Annotated in this window: 17 protein-coding genes; 10 read left to right on the top strand and 7 right to left on the bottom strand. The window is 29.6% G+C overall.

Going from position 1 to position 18979, the window contains the following annotated elements:
- The first annotated feature begins 180 nt into the window (after positions 1 to 180).
- The 6 genes from CALAG_RS01700 (at position 181) to CALAG_RS01675 (ending at position 8758) form a co-directional block, all read left to right on the top strand.
- Positions 181 to 1101, top strand: coding sequence for an isoaspartyl peptidase/L-asparaginase (locus tag CALAG_RS01700; RefSeq protein ID WP_015232024.1), 921 nt, complete (start codon positions 181 to 183; stop codon positions 1099 to 1101).
- Positions 1102 to 1306: 205 nt separating this feature from the next.
- Positions 1307 to 4030, top strand: a complete 2724-nt coding sequence (locus tag CALAG_RS01695) for an ABC transporter substrate-binding protein (protein WP_015232023.1) — start codon at positions 1307 to 1309, stop codon at positions 4028 to 4030.
- Between the two features lie 138 nt (positions 4031 to 4168).
- The gene (locus CALAG_RS01690) at positions 4169 to 5191 is read left to right on the top strand and encodes an ABC transporter permease (RefSeq protein WP_245529248.1); all 1023 of its coding nucleotides are present in this window, start codon (positions 4169 to 4171) and stop codon (positions 5189 to 5191) included.
- Between the two features lie 15 nt (positions 5192 to 5206).
- A complete protein-coding gene (locus CALAG_RS01685; protein WP_048816673.1) occupies positions 5207 to 6106 on the top strand; it encodes an ABC transporter permease in 900 nt (299 codons plus the stop codon).
- Position 6107: 1 nt separating this feature from the next.
- Entirely contained in the window at positions 6108 to 7493 is a 1386-nt protein-coding gene (locus CALAG_RS01680) for an ABC transporter ATP-binding protein (protein ID WP_048816672.1), read from the top strand.
- Positions 7490 to 8758, top strand: a complete 1269-nt coding sequence (locus CALAG_RS01675; RefSeq protein ID WP_015232019.1) for an ABC transporter ATP-binding protein — start codon at positions 7490 to 7492, stop codon at positions 8756 to 8758. The genes CALAG_RS01680 and CALAG_RS01675 overlap by 4 nt, the downstream gene beginning before the upstream one ends.
- A gap of 3 nt (positions 8759 to 8761) precedes the next feature.
- On the opposite strand, the gene CALAG_RS01670 is transcribed toward CALAG_RS01675, so the two are convergent.
- Positions 8762 to 9859 (bottom strand): ATP-NAD kinase family protein, encoded by a 1098-nt coding sequence (locus CALAG_RS01670; protein ID WP_015232018.1) that lies wholly within the window; start codon positions 9857 to 9859, stop codon positions 8762 to 8764.
- A gap of 2 nt (positions 9860 to 9861) precedes the next feature.
- A complete protein-coding gene (locus CALAG_RS01665) occupies positions 9862 to 10416 on the bottom strand; it encodes a DUF309 domain-containing protein (RefSeq protein WP_015232017.1) in 555 nt (184 codons plus the stop codon).
- 167 nt (positions 10417 to 10583) lie between these two features.
- Between CALAG_RS01665 and CALAG_RS01660 the strand changes: the two genes are divergently transcribed.
- The 4 genes from CALAG_RS01660 to CALAG_RS01645 all read left to right on the top strand — a co-directional run bounded on the left by CALAG_RS01660 (position 10584) and on the right by CALAG_RS01645 (position 14513).
- Complete coding sequence (locus tag CALAG_RS01660) at positions 10584 to 12350, top strand: hypothetical protein (protein WP_015232016.1); 1767 nt, start codon at positions 10584 to 10586, stop codon at positions 12348 to 12350.
- Between the two features lie 192 nt (positions 12351 to 12542).
- Positions 12543 to 13271 (top strand): nucleotidyltransferase domain-containing protein, encoded by a 729-nt coding sequence (locus CALAG_RS01655; RefSeq protein ID WP_015232015.1) that lies wholly within the window; start codon positions 12543 to 12545, stop codon positions 13269 to 13271.
- A gap of 57 nt (positions 13272 to 13328) precedes the next feature.
- Complete coding sequence (gene ribH, locus CALAG_RS01650; RefSeq protein ID WP_015232014.1) at positions 13329 to 13784, top strand: 6,7-dimethyl-8-ribityllumazine synthase; 456 nt, start codon at positions 13329 to 13331, stop codon at positions 13782 to 13784.
- Between the two features lie 21 nt (positions 13785 to 13805).
- A complete protein-coding gene (locus CALAG_RS01645) occupies positions 13806 to 14513 on the top strand; it encodes a GTP cyclohydrolase IIa (protein ID WP_015232013.1) in 708 nt (235 codons plus the stop codon).
- On the opposite strand, the gene CALAG_RS01640 is transcribed toward CALAG_RS01645, so the two are convergent.
- The 5 genes from CALAG_RS01640 to CALAG_RS01620 form a co-directional block, all read right to left on the bottom strand.
- On the bottom strand, positions 14494 to 15141 hold the full coding sequence (locus tag CALAG_RS01640) for an HAD family hydrolase (protein WP_015232012.1): 648 nt from the start codon (positions 15139 to 15141) through the stop codon (positions 14494 to 14496). The genes CALAG_RS01645 and CALAG_RS01640 overlap by 20 nt on opposite strands.
- 174 nt (positions 15142 to 15315) lie before the next feature.
- Entirely contained in the window at positions 15316 to 16164 is an 849-nt protein-coding gene (gene mobA, locus CALAG_RS01635) for a molybdenum cofactor guanylyltransferase (protein ID WP_048816671.1), read from the bottom strand.
- A 152-nt stretch (positions 16165 to 16316) separates the two neighbouring features.
- Complete coding sequence (locus CALAG_RS01630) at positions 16317 to 17099, bottom strand: phosphopantothenate/pantothenate synthetase (protein WP_015232010.1); 783 nt, start codon at positions 17097 to 17099, stop codon at positions 16317 to 16319.
- The gene (locus tag CALAG_RS01625; RefSeq protein ID WP_015232009.1) at positions 17096 to 17929 is read right to left on the bottom strand and encodes a pantoate kinase; all 834 of its coding nucleotides are present in this window, start codon (positions 17927 to 17929) and stop codon (positions 17096 to 17098) included. The genes CALAG_RS01630 and CALAG_RS01625 overlap by 4 nt, the downstream gene beginning before the upstream one ends.
- Positions 17930 to 17939: 10 nt before the next feature.
- Positions 17940 to 18764: a hypothetical protein gene (locus CALAG_RS01620; RefSeq protein WP_015232008.1), complete on the bottom strand. Its 825-nt coding sequence runs from the start codon at positions 18762 to 18764 to the stop codon at positions 17940 to 17942.
- Between the last annotated feature and the right edge of the window lie 215 nt (positions 18765 to 18979).

The following is an 18979-nucleotide window of genomic DNA, read 5'->3' as shown; positions in this document are numbered from 1 at the left end:
AGATTTAGAGAGTTCTTAAGTTTTGAACCTTATTTATATATAAGGTAAAAATCAATTGAAAACAATGATCTATTTAGATGATTCCTTTTGAGATAGAGAGTCAAATAAAATTGAATGCAACAAAAAGGTTAACAATAAATTTAATAAATTGATTAATACAAATTTAAAAAGGTGAATTTCATGTCGGAGCCAATAATTGTAGTTCATGCAGGTGCAGGTACATGGAAGAATGTTGAAGATATAAATCAAATAGTTGATATTTTGAAAGAATCATTAGAAGCAGGTTATAATTCATATAAAAATGGAAATTGTTTGGATATGGTTACAAGTGCTATAGAAGTTATGGAAAACTCAGGAATATTAAATGCTGGACTAGGCAGTACTTTAGATTATGTTGGTAATGTAACAATGGATGCGGGAATTGTTAATGGGAATTCGTTAAAAGCAGGAGCAGTTGCAGCAGTAACCTATCCAAAAAATCCAATTAAATTGGCCAGATTTGTTTTAGAAAAAACTCCTCATTTACTCATAGCCGGGCAATACGCAGATAAACTAGCTAAAAAAATTAATCTTGAAAAACACCCAGGTCCTTCAAAGAATTCTATTTATTTATGGAACAAATTAAAAAATAATCCAAATGTTGAGAATTTTGTTTTAGAAAGGATAAACGCTGCAAAACAAATTGGCTATGATACTGTTGGTTCAGTTGCGATTGATAAGGATGGTTGCCTTTCAGCAGGAGTTAGTACTGGAGGGGTAAGCTTAAAATTACCTGGTAGGGTAGGAGATAGCCCAATCTTTGGAGCTGGATATTATGCAAATAAAAAAATTGCAGTAGCTGCAACAGGTATTGGAGAAGTTATAATGACTACTCTCCTTTCATATAAGGTTTCTGAAATTTATGAGATAAATGGTAATTTAATGGAATCGATGAACAATGTTATTGAATATATAAACAAAGGTTTTGGAAAGGATGTAGTTGGAATTATAGGAATAGATTATAAGAAAAATGTATATGGAATATATAATACCGAGGCAATGCCATGGGGTTATATTACGCTAGACAAGAAAATAGTAATTAAGGGACTTCCTAATATGTAGTTTTAATATAAATTTTTAATTAATTAAAAATAAGAAAAATTCTTTATTATATCGTAATGCGGAGTTTGAATTTGTGGGATTTAATTAATGTAAAATAAAACACTGATAAATTAGTAATCTAGTTTATTTTATATGCTATTTTTTGCCTATCATTAATTTATATAAGTGTGTTTTAGCATAAACTACATAGCAAGGTGGGAGAATATTGAGTAGGAAAGATAGATCCTTGTCTAAAGGCGCGTTATATGGAATAATAATCGTAATTATCGTGGTAATAATCGTTGGAGGAGTAGCAGCATATTATGCAACTAAAAAGCCTATAACTACAACCACAACTACCTCAACAACTACAACAACAACTACATCCATAACCTCAACAACTCCAACAACATTTTCAACATTAAGTCCAGTTGCAACATCAACATATGCATCAGTAGCAGGAACACCAATTAACTTTGTATTATCATCATTTACCCCATCAAGCAATAGATATGCATTATTCTATGCAGGTAATGGGAAAATAATAAACACAACATCACAATACGTTAATATAACCTATAATTATCCAGGTCATTATTTAGTTTATTATAATGTATATCAAAGCGGTTCATTAATAGGATCTTCATTAAGTAATTTAATAGAAATAACAGTAGCACCAAATGTACCATCAAGCCTATCAGATTTAGTTACAGTTCCAACAATTACATTTAACATAACAAGAAATCCAACAGCACCAATTTTCTCAACAGGTGAAACAGTTTATTTATCAGGAGGATTTTTGCAACCACCATCTGGTCAAAACATGACAATATATGAATATGTATGGAACTTTGGTAATGGTCAAACAATGACTGTTATGGCAAACCAAACAACATTATTACCTGAAGAAAACCCAGTTAATGTAACTTATTCTTCACCAGGATTATATGCTGTATCATTAACAGTAATAACTAAAAACGTTTCATCTGGGAAAACATATAACTATACAACATATCAAACTATTGCAGTATCATCATCTACTTCACCATTTGCAATATATTCATCAAACTTGCAAGTACCTAACCCAGGTTCTATAATTGTTTCAGAAAATGTTCCAGGAGGTCCATACAGCTTTGATCCAGATATAGACTATGAATCTGTAGGTTTTGAGGTTATATCAAATATATTTGCAACGTTACTTGTATACAATGGTTCTTCAACTACTTCATTCATTCCAGTCGCAGCTGAATACATACCAACACAACAGAATGGTGGCATAAACTCCAACTATACTGAATATACATTTAAAATAAGACCTGGTTTGTATTTCTCTAATGGAGATCCATTAACAGCATATGATGTATGGTATTCATTGATAAGAGATATGTTATTCTCAGGAGGATCACCAGGTACACCAGGTTGGATATTAACACAGTACCTTATACCAAATTATACACCATTTACTTTTGTTATAACTGCACCAAATGATACACAAGGATTTGAAGAAATAATGAATGCAATAACTTATAATAATCAAACAAATACAGTAACTTTCCATCTATATAAACCAACAGCTCCACAATTCTTATTTACTGCATTAGCTGATCCATTAGGTGCTGGTATATTGGATGCTAAATGGTTAGAACAAATAGGGGCAGGAATTAATTTCACGCCAGCTGGATTTTATTCATATCAACAACAAGCAAATGAAGGTAATTATAATACACAAGTACAATGGAACCCAATATCATCTGGACCATACATGATCAAATCTTATACCCCTGGAGAAAGCGTTGTTTTATCACCAAATCCATATTGGCCTACAAATATTTCATACATACCAAAACCAAATGATACTGTTATAATATATTGGGTTAAAGATCCAAACACTGCATATGAAATGTTTGCATCTGGACAAGCTGATATAGTAACTGGTTTACCATCTAACTATATACCCTTAGTTGAGCAATTAGAAAGCAAAGGACAGGCATCATTATATGAATTCCCAACGTTATCAGAATTTTTCTTCACGTTTGTCGATAACATATCACAATCAGCATTACATAGCCTAAACCCATCTTATCATATTCCATCATATTACTTCGCAAACCCATTGGTTAGAGAGGCATTTGCATATGCATTTAACTATACACAATACCTAAATGATATAGTAGGTAATGTTAAATATCACTTTGACTTTGCAAGTCCCTATTGTGGAGTTATAATACCTGGTTTACCATATTACATTCCACCAACAGAGCTAACAGGTTGCCCAACATTTAACTTAACATATGCAAAACAATTAATGGAAGAATCTGGATATTATAACATATCAGTATACTTCCCAATAATTGTATCAAGTGGTGATACAGTTGATTTCACGGCAGCATCAATGTGGGCACAAGCATTGCATGATATGGATCCAAACATAAATGCTGTTCCCTTATATGTACCATTCTCAACTATAATATCATATGAGGTTCCAGGAGAAAATCCAATGCCAATATACTATCTAGGTTGGATAGCTGATTATCCATTAGCAAGCGACTTTGTTAATGCTATGTACGAAACAGGAGGTACCTATCCTGGACCAAATGGATGGAATGTATCATATTTTGCTAATCTAAGCAAATATTATGCTTCACAAGGAAATACATTCTTAGCACAATTATATGCTAATGAGTCTAATGAATATGCTGAATTAAATAATTTAATAATAATGGCTGATAATGCAGCTTTAGTAGGTAACACAACAGAAGCAGCACAACTTTATAAACAAGCTGAACAAATAGCAATTAATTTGTATTTCTATGTATACACGCAAATGCCAAATGCATATTGGGTAATTAAACCATATATGCACGGATTTAATAATCAGATAAGCTATGAAGAGAACCCAATGATAGGAGGAGCAGCAGATTCTCTATATTACTGGTGGGTTAAAGGATAAATACATATACTAATTTATATTTTTAAATCTAAACGATATGTTTATTTTTTTTGTATTTCTTTATAAACCCCAGAGAGTGTTTAATCTTGTGTGGGGGGATGGGATATTAAACTTTGGCAGTATGTTTTAAGAAGAGTATTGTTATTTATACCAACATTGTTAGGATTGACAATAATAGTCTTTGTTTTGATTCACATAGGAGGAACAAATAAGCTTCTTGCTATGTATTTAAGTCCTAGGTTAACTGGAGCTGCTAGGCAACAAATAATAGCTGAGCTAGATCAAAAATTTCACTTTAATGATCCTATTTATATACAATATTTTTATTGGTTAGGACAAATATTTGAGGGTAATTGGGGAATCACAAATACCCCCATCTTTAGTGGTCCAGTAACTCAAGCTATAGAAATATTTTTCCCAAATACCCTAATGCTAACTATAGTTGCTGCTATATTGATATGGTTTATTTCAATACCATTAGGTGTGCATACAGCAGTAAATAGGGATAAACCTTCTGATAATACTATAAGAGTAGCAAGCCTTACATTCTATGCTATGCCTTGGTATCTTATTGGTATTGTCTTAATAATCATATTCGCAGTTTGGCTTAAGATTTTGCCAATAAGTGGAACAGTCAATCCTTCTCTGGTCGCTGGTTTATCATGGTATAAAAACGGAATATCTTATCCAACTCATGTTTTATTAATAGATGCATTAATACATGGAGACTTTGTTGTTGCTGGAAATGCATTTTTACATTTAATTATGCCTTCCCTTACGCTAGCTCTAGGAGTTATGGCAGCTTTAGTAAGATTAATGAGAGGTACAATGCTTGAAACGCTAGATCAAGACTTCGTAAATTTTGCAAGAGCAAAAGGTGTTCCGGAAAAAGTAGTAATAAATCTTTATGCTAAAAATAATGCCCTATTGCCTGTTATAACAAACTTTGGTTATTTGGTCGCAGGCTTGTTAGGAGGAGTTGTTGTAATAGAAGATGTATTTTCTTATCCCGGTATTGGAATGTGGTTAACTGATGCCATGATAAATAATGATATGGGAGGTATTATGGGAGGTACTTTATTATTTGGAATAATCTTGGTTGTAACAAGTCTCATACTTGATTTGATTTATGCAAAAATAGATCCAAGAATAAGGTATTGAGGTGTGAAAAAGAAAATGAGTAATAAAAATGAAGTAAAACCTGATAGGTGGAGGGAATTAAGGCTTTCACTTCAAGTGTTTTTCTCAAATAAAGCTGCAGTAGCTGGTTTAATAATTTTTCTATTTTATTTCTTTGATGCATTAATTTTGCAATTCTTCCCTCAAATTATGCCCTTCAAACATCCCTATTTATTAACTCCAAATTATGCTAATCCAATTCCACAAGCTCCTTCATGGAAGCATCCATTTGGAACAACATATCCGGGAATAGATTTACTTAGAGCCGTTATAAAATCAATAAGACTTGATTTTTGGTTATCATTAGAAATAGTCATACCTGGGGCAATAATAGGCTTAGTTATAGGGATAATAGCTACATATTTTGGGGGCTGGGTTGATGAGGTATTAATGAGGATAACTGACATAGTATTTAGTATACCTTATTTAGTATTGGCTATAGCAATAGGATATGTTTTAGGCAGAACCCTTAATAGTATGATGATAGCTTTAATATTAGTTTGGTGGCCTTTATATGCAAGATATGCGAGGAGTGTTACATTGCAGACTAAAGAATTAACGTTTATTGAAGCAGCAAGGGCTTCAGGCACAAGCAATTTTAAGATAATGTTTAAACACATATTACCTAACTCATTACCTCCAGTTTTCGTCCAAATATCTTTGGATTTAGGTACAATTATGCTAACGATATCTGCCTTAGCATTTATAGGATTTTTACCTGCTGCAAACTTACCTGAATTAGGGTATTTAACGAGTCTTGGCTATGAATATATACAAACAGCACCTTGGGCAATGATAATTCCAGGTTTATTTATTGTTTTATTTGCTCTAGCAGTAAACTTAATGGGGGATGGATTTAGAGACGTTATAGATCCAAGAAGGAGGAGTGAGCTTTAGTATGGAGTCCAATAGCTTATCAAGCAATCTTGCACCAATTGTTAAGGTAGAGAACTTTCATTTGCATTACTATACTAGAAGAGGGGTATACAAGGCATTAAATGGAGTTAACTTAGAAATAAGAAAGGGAGAAGTATTAGGAGTTGCAGGAGAAAGTGGTTGTGGTAAATCAACGCTGGGAAGGGCAATAATGGGATTAATCCCAAGAAATGCTGCAGTCGTTGATGGAAGAATATTAGTTGATGGAAAAGATTATTTGAAGCCATTAAATGAATACTATAAAAAAGCCAAGAAATTTAAACCTGCTAAAAATGCAGATGTTCTTAAAAAAGTTAATGAAGAAATGTCCAATGTAAGAGGTCAAAAATTATCAATGGTATTTCAAGAACCTATGACAACATTGAATCCTTTATTGCAAGTTGGTTATCAAATAGCAGAAGTTTTATATTATCATAACCCTGGTTTATTAGCTAGTAGAAGGTTATCAAGGCATAGAGCAACTAAAGAAGATATGAAAAATATAATTAAGATACTTAAAGAAAATGGTATTAATGAAGCATTTAAAGATTATTTGAAAAATAGAAATATTCTAGGATTAGAAGATCAAGTTGCATCGATTTGGAGAAGAAAAGATTTGCACGATTTAAAGAAGGAGCAAATAATTGAAAAGTTATGCTGTGAACCAATAAATTCTTTTACTAAGAAATATTTAGAAGTAATTGAAAAGGAAAATAAATTACCTAACTTTTCTAGGATTCCTATAATAGGAAGGATGGTAAAGAGAGAATTGTTTAAAGAAGGCTATAAAAAGGCATCAGAATTTTTAGGATTATTAGGAATACCTAATGCTGATAAAATGGTTTATATGTATCCTCATGAATTGAGTGGGGGACAGAGGCAAAGAATAGTTATTGCTACAGCAATGATTAATAATCCAGAACTTGTTATCTTAGATGAGCCAACTAGCGCATTAGATGTTACGATACAAGCACAAATTTTAGAGTTAATAAAAGAATTAAAAGAAAGTACAAATTCATCTTATATGTTCATTTCACATGATTTATCAGTATTAGCAGAGGTTTCTGATAGAATAGCAATAATGTATGCAGGTCAAGTCGTTGAGGTTGGAAGGAAGGAATACATTTTCGACCAACCAAAGCATCCATATACTCAAATGCTTATGGAGGCAATACCAACTATTGAGGCTCACGAGTTAAAAGGCATAAAAGGAGAAGTTCCTGATATGAGGAATCCTCCAAAAGGTTGCATGTTTAGAGATAGGTGTCCATATGCCATGCCTATATGTGCTGAAAAAAGACCTGATCTAAGAAAGGTTGGAGAAGATCATTTTGTTGCCTGCTTCTTGTATGAGGTGGAAAAGCCATGATAATAGCAGCAAGAGAATTAAGTAAATTTTTTGATGTCAAAGGAGTTAAAAATGCAAAAATAAGGGCAGTAGAAAATGTTAACATTGAAATAAAAGAAGGAGAAATTGTAGGTCTTGTTGGAGAAAGTGGATCAGGAAAGTCAACATTGGGTAGATTACTTATCAGATTAATTGAACCAACTTCAGGGGAGATATTATATAACATTCCAGATGATGAATTAGATGAATTTGATAATGCGCTAAAGAGTAATGATCGCAATGCAATTGAAAAAATTGCTAATAAATATTCTATAATGAGATTGCACGGAAAAGAATTAAAAACATTTAGAAGAAATGTAGGGATAGTATTTCAAGATCCATATTCTTCATTAGATCCAAGAATGAAAATTGAAGATATAATAGCCGAACCAATAGTGGAGACTGGATATCTAAATGGAGAAAAGGTAAAAGAAAGAGTACTAGAATTATTAGATGAAGTTCAATTGCCCAGAGAATTTAGCTTTAGATATCCTCATGAATTGAGTGGGGGACAGAGGCAAAGAATAGCGTTAGCTAGGGGAATAGCAACAAATCCTAAGCTTGTTATCTTAGATGAGCCGACAAGCGCATTAGATGTTTCAATACAAGCTGAAATACTAGAATTGCTGAAAGGACTTAGGAAGAAATATAACATGGCTATGTTATTAATAACTCATAATATATCAGTTATTTCATATATGGCTGATAGAGTATTTGTCATGTATGCAGGGAAAATAATGGAGAAAGGAAATAAGATTGATATTATAAAGAATCCCGAGCATCCTTATACACAAGCTTTGATTTCTGCAGTTCCTCAAATCAAAAGGGTGAAGGCTAGAATTATATTAAAAGGAGATCCGCCAAACTTAATTAATCCTCCAAAAGGATGCAGGTTCCACCCTAGATGTCCAGTCGCTTTACCTGTTTGTGGTTGGACAGCTGATGAAGTAAAGCCAACCCTAGATTATTTAATAGATACAAAATATTTTACTGAATTTAGTAATACCAAAGTCGAAGTTAGAAATGAGCTAGAATTAGCTGTATATAATGCAAAGGCTGATAAATTAAAAGAAATAATAAACGTTGAAAAAGAGAACTTAAGGCCATTGATGTCAATAAAAGATGTAATTGAGGAGAATGGAAATGTAACAATAAAATTATATCAATATGAAACTCCTGAATTAATTGAACTAGAAAATGGTAGAGAAGTTGAGTGTTTACTTTTTTCTAAGCCTCAAATAAAATAAATGTTAGATTATTTTCATAATTTTTTCTTGTTTATACCCTATAATCACCTTTATATAACCTTTAAGCATGTTATCCGCATTTTCATCACCTGTATCAACTAAAAGATATTTTAGTGATGAGAGCTTAGAAATAGTTGATATTACCAATATATTATCTTTACCAACAATCTTTAATATTTTAGGACTTATTTGTTGATTACCTCTTCCAAATAAAAAACCTTGCCCTCCTATAGGAGATACTATTATTTTTACCCTTTGATTATTAATATAATTTAATAAATCATTTTCATTAGCATCATATTTTATAATTTCATAATTTTTTATTAAATCTACTCCTAAAAGTGTCTTTTCCAACCCTAAATTTTTAAAAACATTGTACGTAGTTGAGCCAGGACCAACAATATAAAAAACGTCTTGCTTTATTATCTCCTTAATGTAGTTTGAAATTCCCATTATTTCATCTTCATCTACACTATAAACTGCTTGTTTTCCAACATTAATCATACCTTCTGATGAGATTGATTTCATATATCCATATAATTTGATTTTAAGCTTATTATTTCTATATTCATCTTCATCTATATCAAGTACTTCCTTTAATGTAATATTTGAATTTCCATAAAAATATGATTCAATAACCTTAGCTGCATCTTTCGGATTTTTAGCAAATAAGGGGCTATACATTTTCACTCCAGATGGTATGCCTATAACAGGTATTGAATCTTTTATTGAGTCATAAATATCTCTAGCTGTTCCATCACCTCCTGAAAAAACCAATATATTGACCTCTTTTGCTATTAATTTGGAGCAATTTATTGTATCATATCTATTAGTGTTATAATTATCTTGCGAGCATTGTATAACTTTATAATTTTTTATTTTACTTTCTTTTATTACATATTCACCCATAATTCCATTAGGTACTATAAAGAATAACTCATTGACTAAACTTAGATTATTTAAAAAATCTAAAGTCCTATTTATAGAAATGGGTTGAGCCCCTAGTTTTAAAGCCTTCTGATACAAATTACCGTCAGTTCCTTTTAATCCCACCCTACCTCCCATACCTGCTATTGGATTTATTATTAATCCAATTTTCATTTTTAATTCCTCAACAACTCCCTAATTTTTTCTAAGTTTAAGCAACTAGAAGCATTAGTTCTTTTATTTTTTAAAATTAGATCAATTTGTTTTTTAGCACAATTTAGATCTATTAATTCCTCTGCTCCAAAGTCTTTAGCCATATTAAGCAGATTTAGTGAGGCTTTCAATTCATTTTCTTGTGCTTTAGCTAATGCTCCTGCATATAATACTAGGGATTGTAATCTTTTATCGTTATGATTTTTCCATGGAGTTTCCATAAATGTGTGTGCTAACCAAAATAATTCATTATCAAGGAAATCAATGAAATTACTTAATTCTTTTCCTTCTTTAACTTCAGGTTCCCCAATAAAGACATCAATAATTCTTGAACCCAAAGCTTTTGTTATTTTATCTCTAATGATTTTACTATCTTTGCAAAAAACAACCACTTCTATATGTGTAATAGAAATTCTGATTCCATGGGGGCATCCTAAATCCATTAATCTTTCTTTTAATCTATCTAAATCGCTAACACTATATTTATTGTTTTCAATTATATATAATGCTCTATCCAATTTTCCACCATTAATTAACATCTGTAATAAAATTTATATTTATCCATATTAATATGTAAATTTAATTATTTATTAAATGATAAAAACTATAAATAAGTTTTAAGAAATTTAGATAAATTTTATCTAGGAGAGTGCTATTTATTTTTTAAATTTAAAATGGGATAAGTATGAAAAGGTCTTTAAGTGAAATTATTGGAAGTATTATTGTAATTTCCATAGTGATAGCTTCTATAGCAATTATATACAATTTTTATTATAAGAGTATAAACGATTCATCAAAATTATTAAATATGTATCAAAAGAAAATTATTGAAACTTATGATCCCCCTTTGATTTCAATGATATACAACAGTAGTGGTTTATATTCTTTAATTGAGGTAAACTATCCAATAAATATATCTTATCTAATAATTAAGTATGGTAATCGATCAATTATAGATAACATAAATAAATTTGTTACATCTCATTATGAAGTTCAGCTAATAAAAAATTATAATTGTTCTCAAAATGTAAGCCTTTTATTAGTTACTAGTGATGGTGCAATAATTCCTTATAATCCATATTATGATCCTAATATAAATAAAAATTTATTAAATCCTAGCTTTGGCTATTTTTCATGTATGTTTCTCTATAAAAATAATTCATCAAATAGTTTTTCTAATCATCAAGAAGACACAAAATTATTATATAATGAAACATATTTTAATGCAATTAATCCCCCTGATATTAATTATTATACAATTAAAACTAATAAAGAAATAAACATTAATGTTAGTGGGAATTTGAATAATAATTTGAATTTAATCTTCTATATTAATGGAGAAACTATAGAATTAAATAATAATGGAATTTCATTACTCTCAACTATTTATGTTAATGATTCAAAGATATACCTTTATGGAGGAGGTTATTATAACTCTCCATATACCCTTGTATATCTATATTTTTATTCCAATAACACCTCTTTTTATATTCTAAGCTCAAACATAAAAGGTACAATTACTTTTACAGCATCAGTAATGGCAATGCCAATAATACTTCATAATGCACCTATATTAACATTTATAGGTGATGAGGATAATTATTTTGGAACATTAAATTATACTAATACGCTGATAAATGGGGCTAATAATATAGCAACGTATGTAGGCAATGGAAAAATTAATGGTAGTGCTATCATCTCGGGTCCACTTATTTTCTATTTTTCTAACATAGGAATCACGCAGAATTTTAATATAAATCTATCATTAATTTTAAAAGAGATAATAAATTATAATTATTCTGAATTTAAATATACATTACCCTATTATAATTATTTGAAATACAATATAATATTATCTAATGAAACATATAGACCAATAATTGATTTATATAAAGCAATCTCAATGATTAATATAAGATATCCTTATTTGATGTTCGTAACCCCATTAGGTAACGTAGACAGAAATTTATATACCAATTACCAAATATTTCAAGCTCCATATAATATATCTTATCTAATATATTTCCCTTATATTTTATTATATTATAATTCTCTACCGAGTTTTTACATAAATAAAGAAACCCAGCTCACATATTATCTAATTTTGAATCCGGTAAATACAACACCTTCTATAATAAACCCAGTATTGTTTACAAATATTAATAATATTACATATTTTATATCTAATGATAATTTTAGTCCAAAAATAAAACATAATAATGTTAATCTTAATCAAAGCATTATTTATGAATTTATAAATGGTTTAGATTATAACACAAGTTGTAATCAGAATATATTCTATAGTTTAATTAATAATAATGGAGAATTTGAATTACAAAATGAATTCGTATATGGAAAAAATTTTTTGGCAAATCTTAATAATGGGCTCTATGTTTATGTTTGTTTTAACAATCTTACAAATGATTCAATAAATTTGGCCTATTTTTCATAATATATGAATATGAGATAATTTTTTAAGCATTAATTTTTAACTATTTTTATTGAATGGAAATGATGAAAAGCAGCTTAATGCATGGAGAAAATAATACAATGGTAATGAGCTTTGCTATAATTGTAATTTATAGTCTATTAAATTTTAAAATGTTATTAGATTATTTTATTATAATAAGTTAAGGTGTAATTCATGAACAATAGTTTTGATAAAATTAATCATGAGAATTTAGGCCAAGAAGTTCATTACGATGAATATAGATGGCGTATATTTAAAAAGAAAAGGTTAAGATCATTAGAAATATTGGATTCTTTGAAAGAATTAGGAGAATCGATAATAGTTATAGGAAGTGTAGCTAGAGGGGATGTAAGGGAAAATAGTGATATTGATATTTTTATTCTAGGCTCTATCCAATCTTATAAGTTGGAATATATTCTAGAAAACAAAGGATACAAGATATATAACAAAGAAATTATTCAAGCAACTCCAAATTATGCTCCAAAGGCTTACTATTATATAGATAGCGATTATAAAGAAGTTATCAGTTTTCCCCTAGCTAAGCTCAACAACAATGAATTGGAGTTTTATGGATGGGGAGGGAAGATAAGTAAAAATGAGATATTATTAAATAAAAGAGTTCCGGGAGTAAATAAAGAATTAAAATTGATTATTCCTACAGACTTCGGTCATATTGAATATCCTATATTTGGGAGGGAATCTGAAGTATCTAGAATATTAAACATAAAGTTAGAAACAGTGTTAGAAAGGGAAAGGGTTTTATCTAGAAGGAAAGAAATAGGAAAGACTGGGGTTTTTTTAAAATACGAGGTTCCGTTTGATGAACCTTTAGATGAAGCAATAGAGTTTTTGATGAAAAAAAATCAATTTTTTGCAAAAAGAATGATGGAATATAATAATTAATTTTTAATTAAACAATATTTATAAGTAACTATTACCTAAAGTTATCTGGTGAAATAAATGAACGTAAGATTAGGTCTAGTAATTGCAGAGTTCAACTATGATATAACAAAAATAATGGAAGAAAAAGCAATAAGTCATGCAAGGTTTTTGAATGCTGAGGTTCCTATTGTATTTAAAGTACCTGGTGTATATGATTCACCCTTTGCAGTTTCTAAGTTATTAAGGCTCAATTATATCGATGCCGTATCAGTATTAGGAGCAGTAATACAAGGCGAAACAAAACACGATGAATTAGTAGCAAATCAAGCCGCTAGAATGTTAATTGATTTAAGCGAAAAGTATGGTAAACCTGTCACCTTAGGCATTATAGGGCCTGGAGCATCAAGAATGCAGGCTTTAGAGAGATCAGAAGAATATTCAAGAAGAGCTGTAGAAGCAGCTGTTAAATTAGTATTAAGATCTAAAATGCTAGATGAGGTTAAGTATGAAGGAAAACTTTTAACTATAGGATAAGAACTTATATGGGAGTCAAACATGATAAGAATATCAATAATAGAGCAGATAGGTTATCGAGAATGGACAGAAACCATAGGCACTGATAGGGAATGGAAAATACAGGAAACTCAAGCAAAAATTTATCAAGAAGCACAAAGAATAGCAACAAAATTTGGAGGGTTTGTCTTGCCATTAAGATATGATTATATGACGATTATATCAAGCAATCTTACTGAAGATGAGGAAAAGGAAATATTGGAAGTTGTTTCTTCATTGTCCCCAGTTGCAGTTAGATTATCAAGTGATTTAGGGACCACACCATTAGAATCAGAAAATAATGCATGGTCTCATATATCTAGCATAGAGCCAGGAAAATTGGGCCATTTTGGCAATGGAAAAGAATTTGTAATTGTAAGTCATATAGATTTAAATGGTTTAACGCCAATTACTCAAAAAATTGGTACCTTCAGAACATATGGTAAAATTTTACAAATTCTAGAAAAAATTAACTCTATAGCACAGGGAAATGGTGGTGTTGCCCAATATTTAGGCGGAGATAACATACTTGTTCTTCTGCCCGATTCAAATTATGAAGACCTAGTCACAAAAATGATTTCTACAGATGACCTAAAGGCTGGAATAGCGATAGCAAATAAAGCTAGAGATGCAATGAAATTAGCAGCAGAGGCTTTGCATGAAATAAGAGTAACTAGAAACAAAAGAATTGTTAAGAAGTCATTTCTTTAGAGATAATATCAGATAATTCACACAATGATGATATTTTAATAGTATCTTCATAATCTATATTTAATAAAAAGATTTTACTTAACCCAGCTTTTTTATAAGAGATTGCATCAAAAATGCTATCTCCGACAGCTATTATCTCATTACTAGATAAATTCAGCCCATTTATTGCTAAATTAACAGGTTCAGGATCAGGTTTTACATTTTTAACTTCATCACTTGTTATAAGCAAATCGTACCTTATATTTAATCTATTTAGTACTGCTAATGCATCGTTTCTCATGCTTGAAGTAACTATGGCAAACTTTAGTTTGTATTTATTTATAATATTAATTAAATATAATGTACAATAATCAGGCTTTAATGATAAAACCAATTTTTTGTATTCTTCGTTTTTAACAGATAATATATATGTTATTTGATTTTGATCTAAAGATATGTTTTTTTCTTTTGCAAAGCCTTTTAAAAAATCAATATCTCTTAGCCCCCAAAATTTATTTAAATCAATTTTATTATTTAAATTAATTTTAACTCCAAATTTTTCTGCAGTATTTTCCCATGCCTTGAAATGAAGGGCTTGAGTTTGTGCTAGAGTGTCATCTAAATCACTGATAATTCCCTTTATATTCATCGTTATCGTCCAATATCTATGTGTTGATAAGATTTAAATAATTTTATTTATTTTAATAGTTTTATGAATTCAAATATTTTAATAACAAAATTATAAAGTTTCTAGCAAAGAAATTTCTATTGGAAGATCATCATTATTTTAAAGAAAATTGTTTCTATAAATTTTATTAGTTTATTAATATTCTTTTGGTCTCCTTCCTAATTTCTTTCTCAAAACGTTTATTCTTTTTTGTATTTTTTCATCTTTATTAATTAAAAATGCATCAATTAAGCAGGAGAGCTCTAATGAATTTAACTTGTTAATCTTATAGATCTTAGATTCATTTATAAAATCTTTAAAAGCTTCATCGTTTTCTCCATTTTTTAAATTCTCAATACCATCAATGAAGTATTTATAAGATTCTAGGTAAACTATTTTTCTTGGCAAACCTCTAGTATGAGTTGTTAAATCTAATTTTGTATCTACATCATAGAACACCCTGGGATTGTCAGTAAGATGATAAGATCCTATCAATAACGATTTATTTCCTCTTATGAAATTGCTTGGCCTTGATGCTAAAACAGAATATTCATCACAAATTCTGGATATATTATCTTTGTAGCTTTTTGGAAATGCTAAAAATAAGGGGGAAACTATACCTGAATATATTATAGGGGAAACCAAATATTGTGTTCTTTTAGCATATTCTAAAAGATTTTTTAAAGCAATATAATGTATCCATGGAATGTCACCAGGCATGATTAGATAATAATTTGCATCTATAGCTTTTATCGCAGAGGCTATTCCTCTAGATGATCCTTCACACTTAAAAGAAGGATCATCGAAAATAAATTCAACATTAATTACTTTTCTTAATTTTTCATACTCTTTGTCATTTGTAACTACGAAAACGTTATCAGTAATTTTTTCGGATTCATTAATAGGATAAGAAATTATGGGCTTATTATTATATAGATATATTAATTTATCTTCAGCAAACCTTGTTGACTTTCCACCTGCTAAAATTATGGCAGCTATTTCCATTTTATTCACAATTTATTAGTATTTAATAAAAAGTAAAAAGTATTTTACTTGATATCGAAGGATGTTATTAAAGAATAATTCATTTTAAATGATTAGTTTGATATCATATGTTAAAATATTTTGAAACTTATGGTCTTATATCAAAATAAATGTCATAAATTAAAAATGATTCCTTTTTCATATGCGTTTTTTAGATTAACAAACATTTGATTGAAAGCCTTTGATAATATAGATTTATTATCATACATCGAGGTTATTTTTAGTAATTCACATCTACTTAATTGGGATAATTCTTTACTAAACTCTATCATATTTTTAGTTGCTCTAATTGCTTCATCAACAATAGTAATAGATGCGGCCTGTGCTGTTCTACTAAATGGGTTCAAATCTATAGCGGAAACAGTTTTTCCTAGATTTCTTAAAGCTTGGGTTCTATCACCATCCTCGATAGCTAGCAATACAAAGTCTGATTTATAAATTCCGTTTTCACATACAATACCTCTAGGTCCTTCTAGATTAGGTAATTTCACTTTATTGCATTCGCTGCCCATAATATTTTTGGCTCCTATATCTTTTAAATAATTTTCAATTTTTTTAATTCTCTCTTCGGATCTATGAAATAGATTAACTTCTATTGGAACGTTCAAGCTATTAGATAACTCGACTATTTCTTCTCCTGCGAGGGCTGCATAATTTCCATTTACTGAGATGATGGGTGATTGTGATAATAATAAATATGCGACAGTAACTTTCTCTGCATCTAAAGCAAAATCATGAGATTTTTCTCCCAATATATAATCAAACGCTTCACCTCTACCTTGAGCAACAAGCCCATGTGCCACCACAATTCCTTTATTAAAAAAATCAACTAATTTTTCTCTAGTTACCAATGATTGATATCTTGGATGGTTTTTAGGTATGTCTTCTATATTCATTCTTGCCAAGCCTCCGGTCCATGTGATGAGGGTCTCAAAATTCTTAAATTTAAACCTATACCTTTTAATTTATGCAATGCATCCTCTATTTTATTGTTTTCTATTAATAATACAATCATTTTTTTCTTTATATAATAGCTTAATAATCCTGGGGTTTTCAATATTTCGTCGTTGTGATTTAATAAATTTATCATTTTTGTTTTTTCACTAAAGTCCTTAATTTCATATAAGACAGTTTCGAAAGTAAAATTTTCTTCAATTTTATTTAAAACTCTTTGGGATTCATTTAAAATTTTTGAATCATAGCTATTTAGTAATTCTTTTGTTTCCATAGAGCCAAATTCTAACGTAACTATTGATATATCTTTTGGAAAAGAAATACAGTCAACATCTCCAATTCCGGGGGCCCCTTCTTTTTTCCTTAATATTATTCCTATCCCACATGAAATTGCTAACACATCACCAAGTCCAGTTTTATTTTCGATTTCTATTTTATGGGCCTCTTGCAGGGCTTTAATATAGCTTGTTTTTCCATAAAGAAAACCTATTAGTTCAGCCGCTATTGTTGATGATGCACTACTCGCATAACCAATCTTTATGGGTAAAGGCATATTCAAATTAAAATTTTCATGTATGTTTAGCTTATCTAGTACGTTTTTTGCAGTTAAAGGAAGGATTCCATTATTATCTATTTCTTCTCCTACACACAATTTTAGTCTAGGTTCAATTGCTATACCAATCCCAATTGAACCTGAATAAATCGGATCTTCCTTAATTTTTGGTATAAATAAGGCGGTAATATGGTATGGAACTGATGCACAAAAAACCATTTAATGCACCTTAATATAATGTTCCACTTTCTTCTTTTACTTGTTCTTTAATTTTCTTCTTAAGATCCTTGCTTTCAAATGGTAATTCTTCTATGATATTATCATAAATATTTAGTATGCCTTTTTCTTTGAGAGACATAATTGCTTTATATGTTATATAAGAGGTCAATTCGTTTGAATCTTCATCAAGCAATGCTATAGTAATTATTTTAGTTATATTATATAGGGTTCTTAGCTCGTTTATCGTAGAAAAAACTGCTACTTCTCCATCTCCTTTTTTTAAACTAGAGAGTAAGTTATAGAAATCTTCATATCTCATTCTTATAATAAGTTTGCCATTATGATATTTTGCATCTGATCCATCTTCAGGATAATCATAAGATATCTCATTATCTATATCAGTTTCATCATCAAATAAGCTAACCTCTGGATACACGAGAGCAAAGTCTCCTTTATATATTTCAATAATAATGTCTTTAGCTTCTTTACTTATCTGTTTTACTATACCTTTTATTAAATTGTATACAATAAATAAATCTTCTTCATCATTGCTTACCGTCTCTTCTTCATTCTGTGTTGTATCAAAATCCATATCATCGCTAAGTTCATTAACTTTCTGATATAAATTATTGACATAATTCATCAATTCCTTGGATGCAGCATCAGAAGAGACGTAAGTTAATATACCAACCATTAAAGCTGGTATAATAGATAAATATAAAGGCCTTTTTAGAGCTATAGCTAGGCTAATACCCACTGCAAATGTTATTAATCCCAATATAACAGATAAAATTAGCTTGAAACCTTTATAGTTTAGTAGTTTCGTAAGCCTCAACCTCTCCTTATTTCACATTAAATTTACAAGTTATAAATATTAATCATTCTTGGAAAATAAATCAAATCATAGCAATTTTGATAATAATTAGTATTATTTCATATGTTATTAAATTTAATCTTTTAAAATTTCAATAGTTTAGCTTTTATTTACTTTAGATGTTATTATAAAATAATATGATTATATATAAAAAGTCTTTTTAATATACTATACGA

Origin of the sequence: Caldisphaera lagunensis DSM 15908 (genome assembly GCF_000317795.1) — an archaeon.
In the GTDB taxonomy this organism is placed as follows: Archaea; Thermoproteota; Thermoprotei_A; order Sulfolobales; family Acidilobaceae; genus Caldisphaera; species Caldisphaera lagunensis.
The sequence above is the reverse complement of the archived record's forward strand: the minus strand, read 5'-3'. Positions and strand labels throughout refer to the sequence as shown.

Bases quoted from the DNA above. Each gene is read 5' to 3' on its own strand.
- CALAG_RS01700 (WP_015232024.1), top strand. From the start codon at position 181: ATGTCGGAGCCAATAATTGTAGTTCATGCAGGTGCAGGTACATGGAAG.
- CALAG_RS01685 (WP_048816673.1), top strand. From the start codon at position 5,207: ATGAGTAATAAAAATGAAGTAAAACCTGATAGGTGGAGGGAATTAAGG.
- CALAG_RS01680 (WP_048816672.1), top strand. From the start codon at position 6,108: ATGGAGTCCAATAGCTTATCAAGCAATCTTGCACCAATTGTTAAGGTA.
- CALAG_RS01675 (WP_015232019.1), top strand. From the start codon at position 7,490: ATGATAATAGCAGCAAGAGAATTAAGTAAATTTTTTGATGTCAAAGGA.
- CALAG_RS01670 (WP_015232018.1), bottom strand. From the start codon at position 9,859: ATGAAAATTGGATTAATAATAAATCCAATAGCAGGTATGGGAGGTAGG.
- CALAG_RS01660 (WP_015232016.1), top strand. From the start codon at position 10,584: ATGAAAAGGTCTTTAAGTGAAATTATTGGAAGTATTATTGTAATTTCC.
- CALAG_RS01655 (WP_015232015.1), top strand. From the start codon at position 12,543: ATGAACAATAGTTTTGATAAAATTAATCATGAGAATTTAGGCCAAGAA.
- ribH (WP_015232014.1), top strand. From the start codon at position 13,329: ATGAACGTAAGATTAGGTCTAGTAATTGCAGAGTTCAACTATGATATA.
- CALAG_RS01645 (WP_015232013.1), top strand. From the start codon at position 13,806: ATGATAAGAATATCAATAATAGAGCAGATAGGTTATCGAGAATGGACA.
- CALAG_RS01640 (WP_015232012.1), bottom strand. From the start codon at position 15,141: ATGAATATAAAGGGAATTATCAGTGATTTAGATGACACTCTAGCACAA.
- mobA (WP_048816671.1), bottom strand. From the start codon at position 16,164: ATGGAAATAGCTGCCATAATTTTAGCAGGTGGAAAGTCAACAAGGTTT.
- CALAG_RS01630 (WP_015232010.1), bottom strand. From the start codon at position 17,099: ATGAATATAGAAGACATACCTAAAAACCATCCAAGATATCAATCATTG.
- CALAG_RS01625 (WP_015232009.1), bottom strand. From the start codon at position 17,929: ATGGTTTTTTGTGCATCAGTTCCATACCATATTACCGCCTTATTTATA.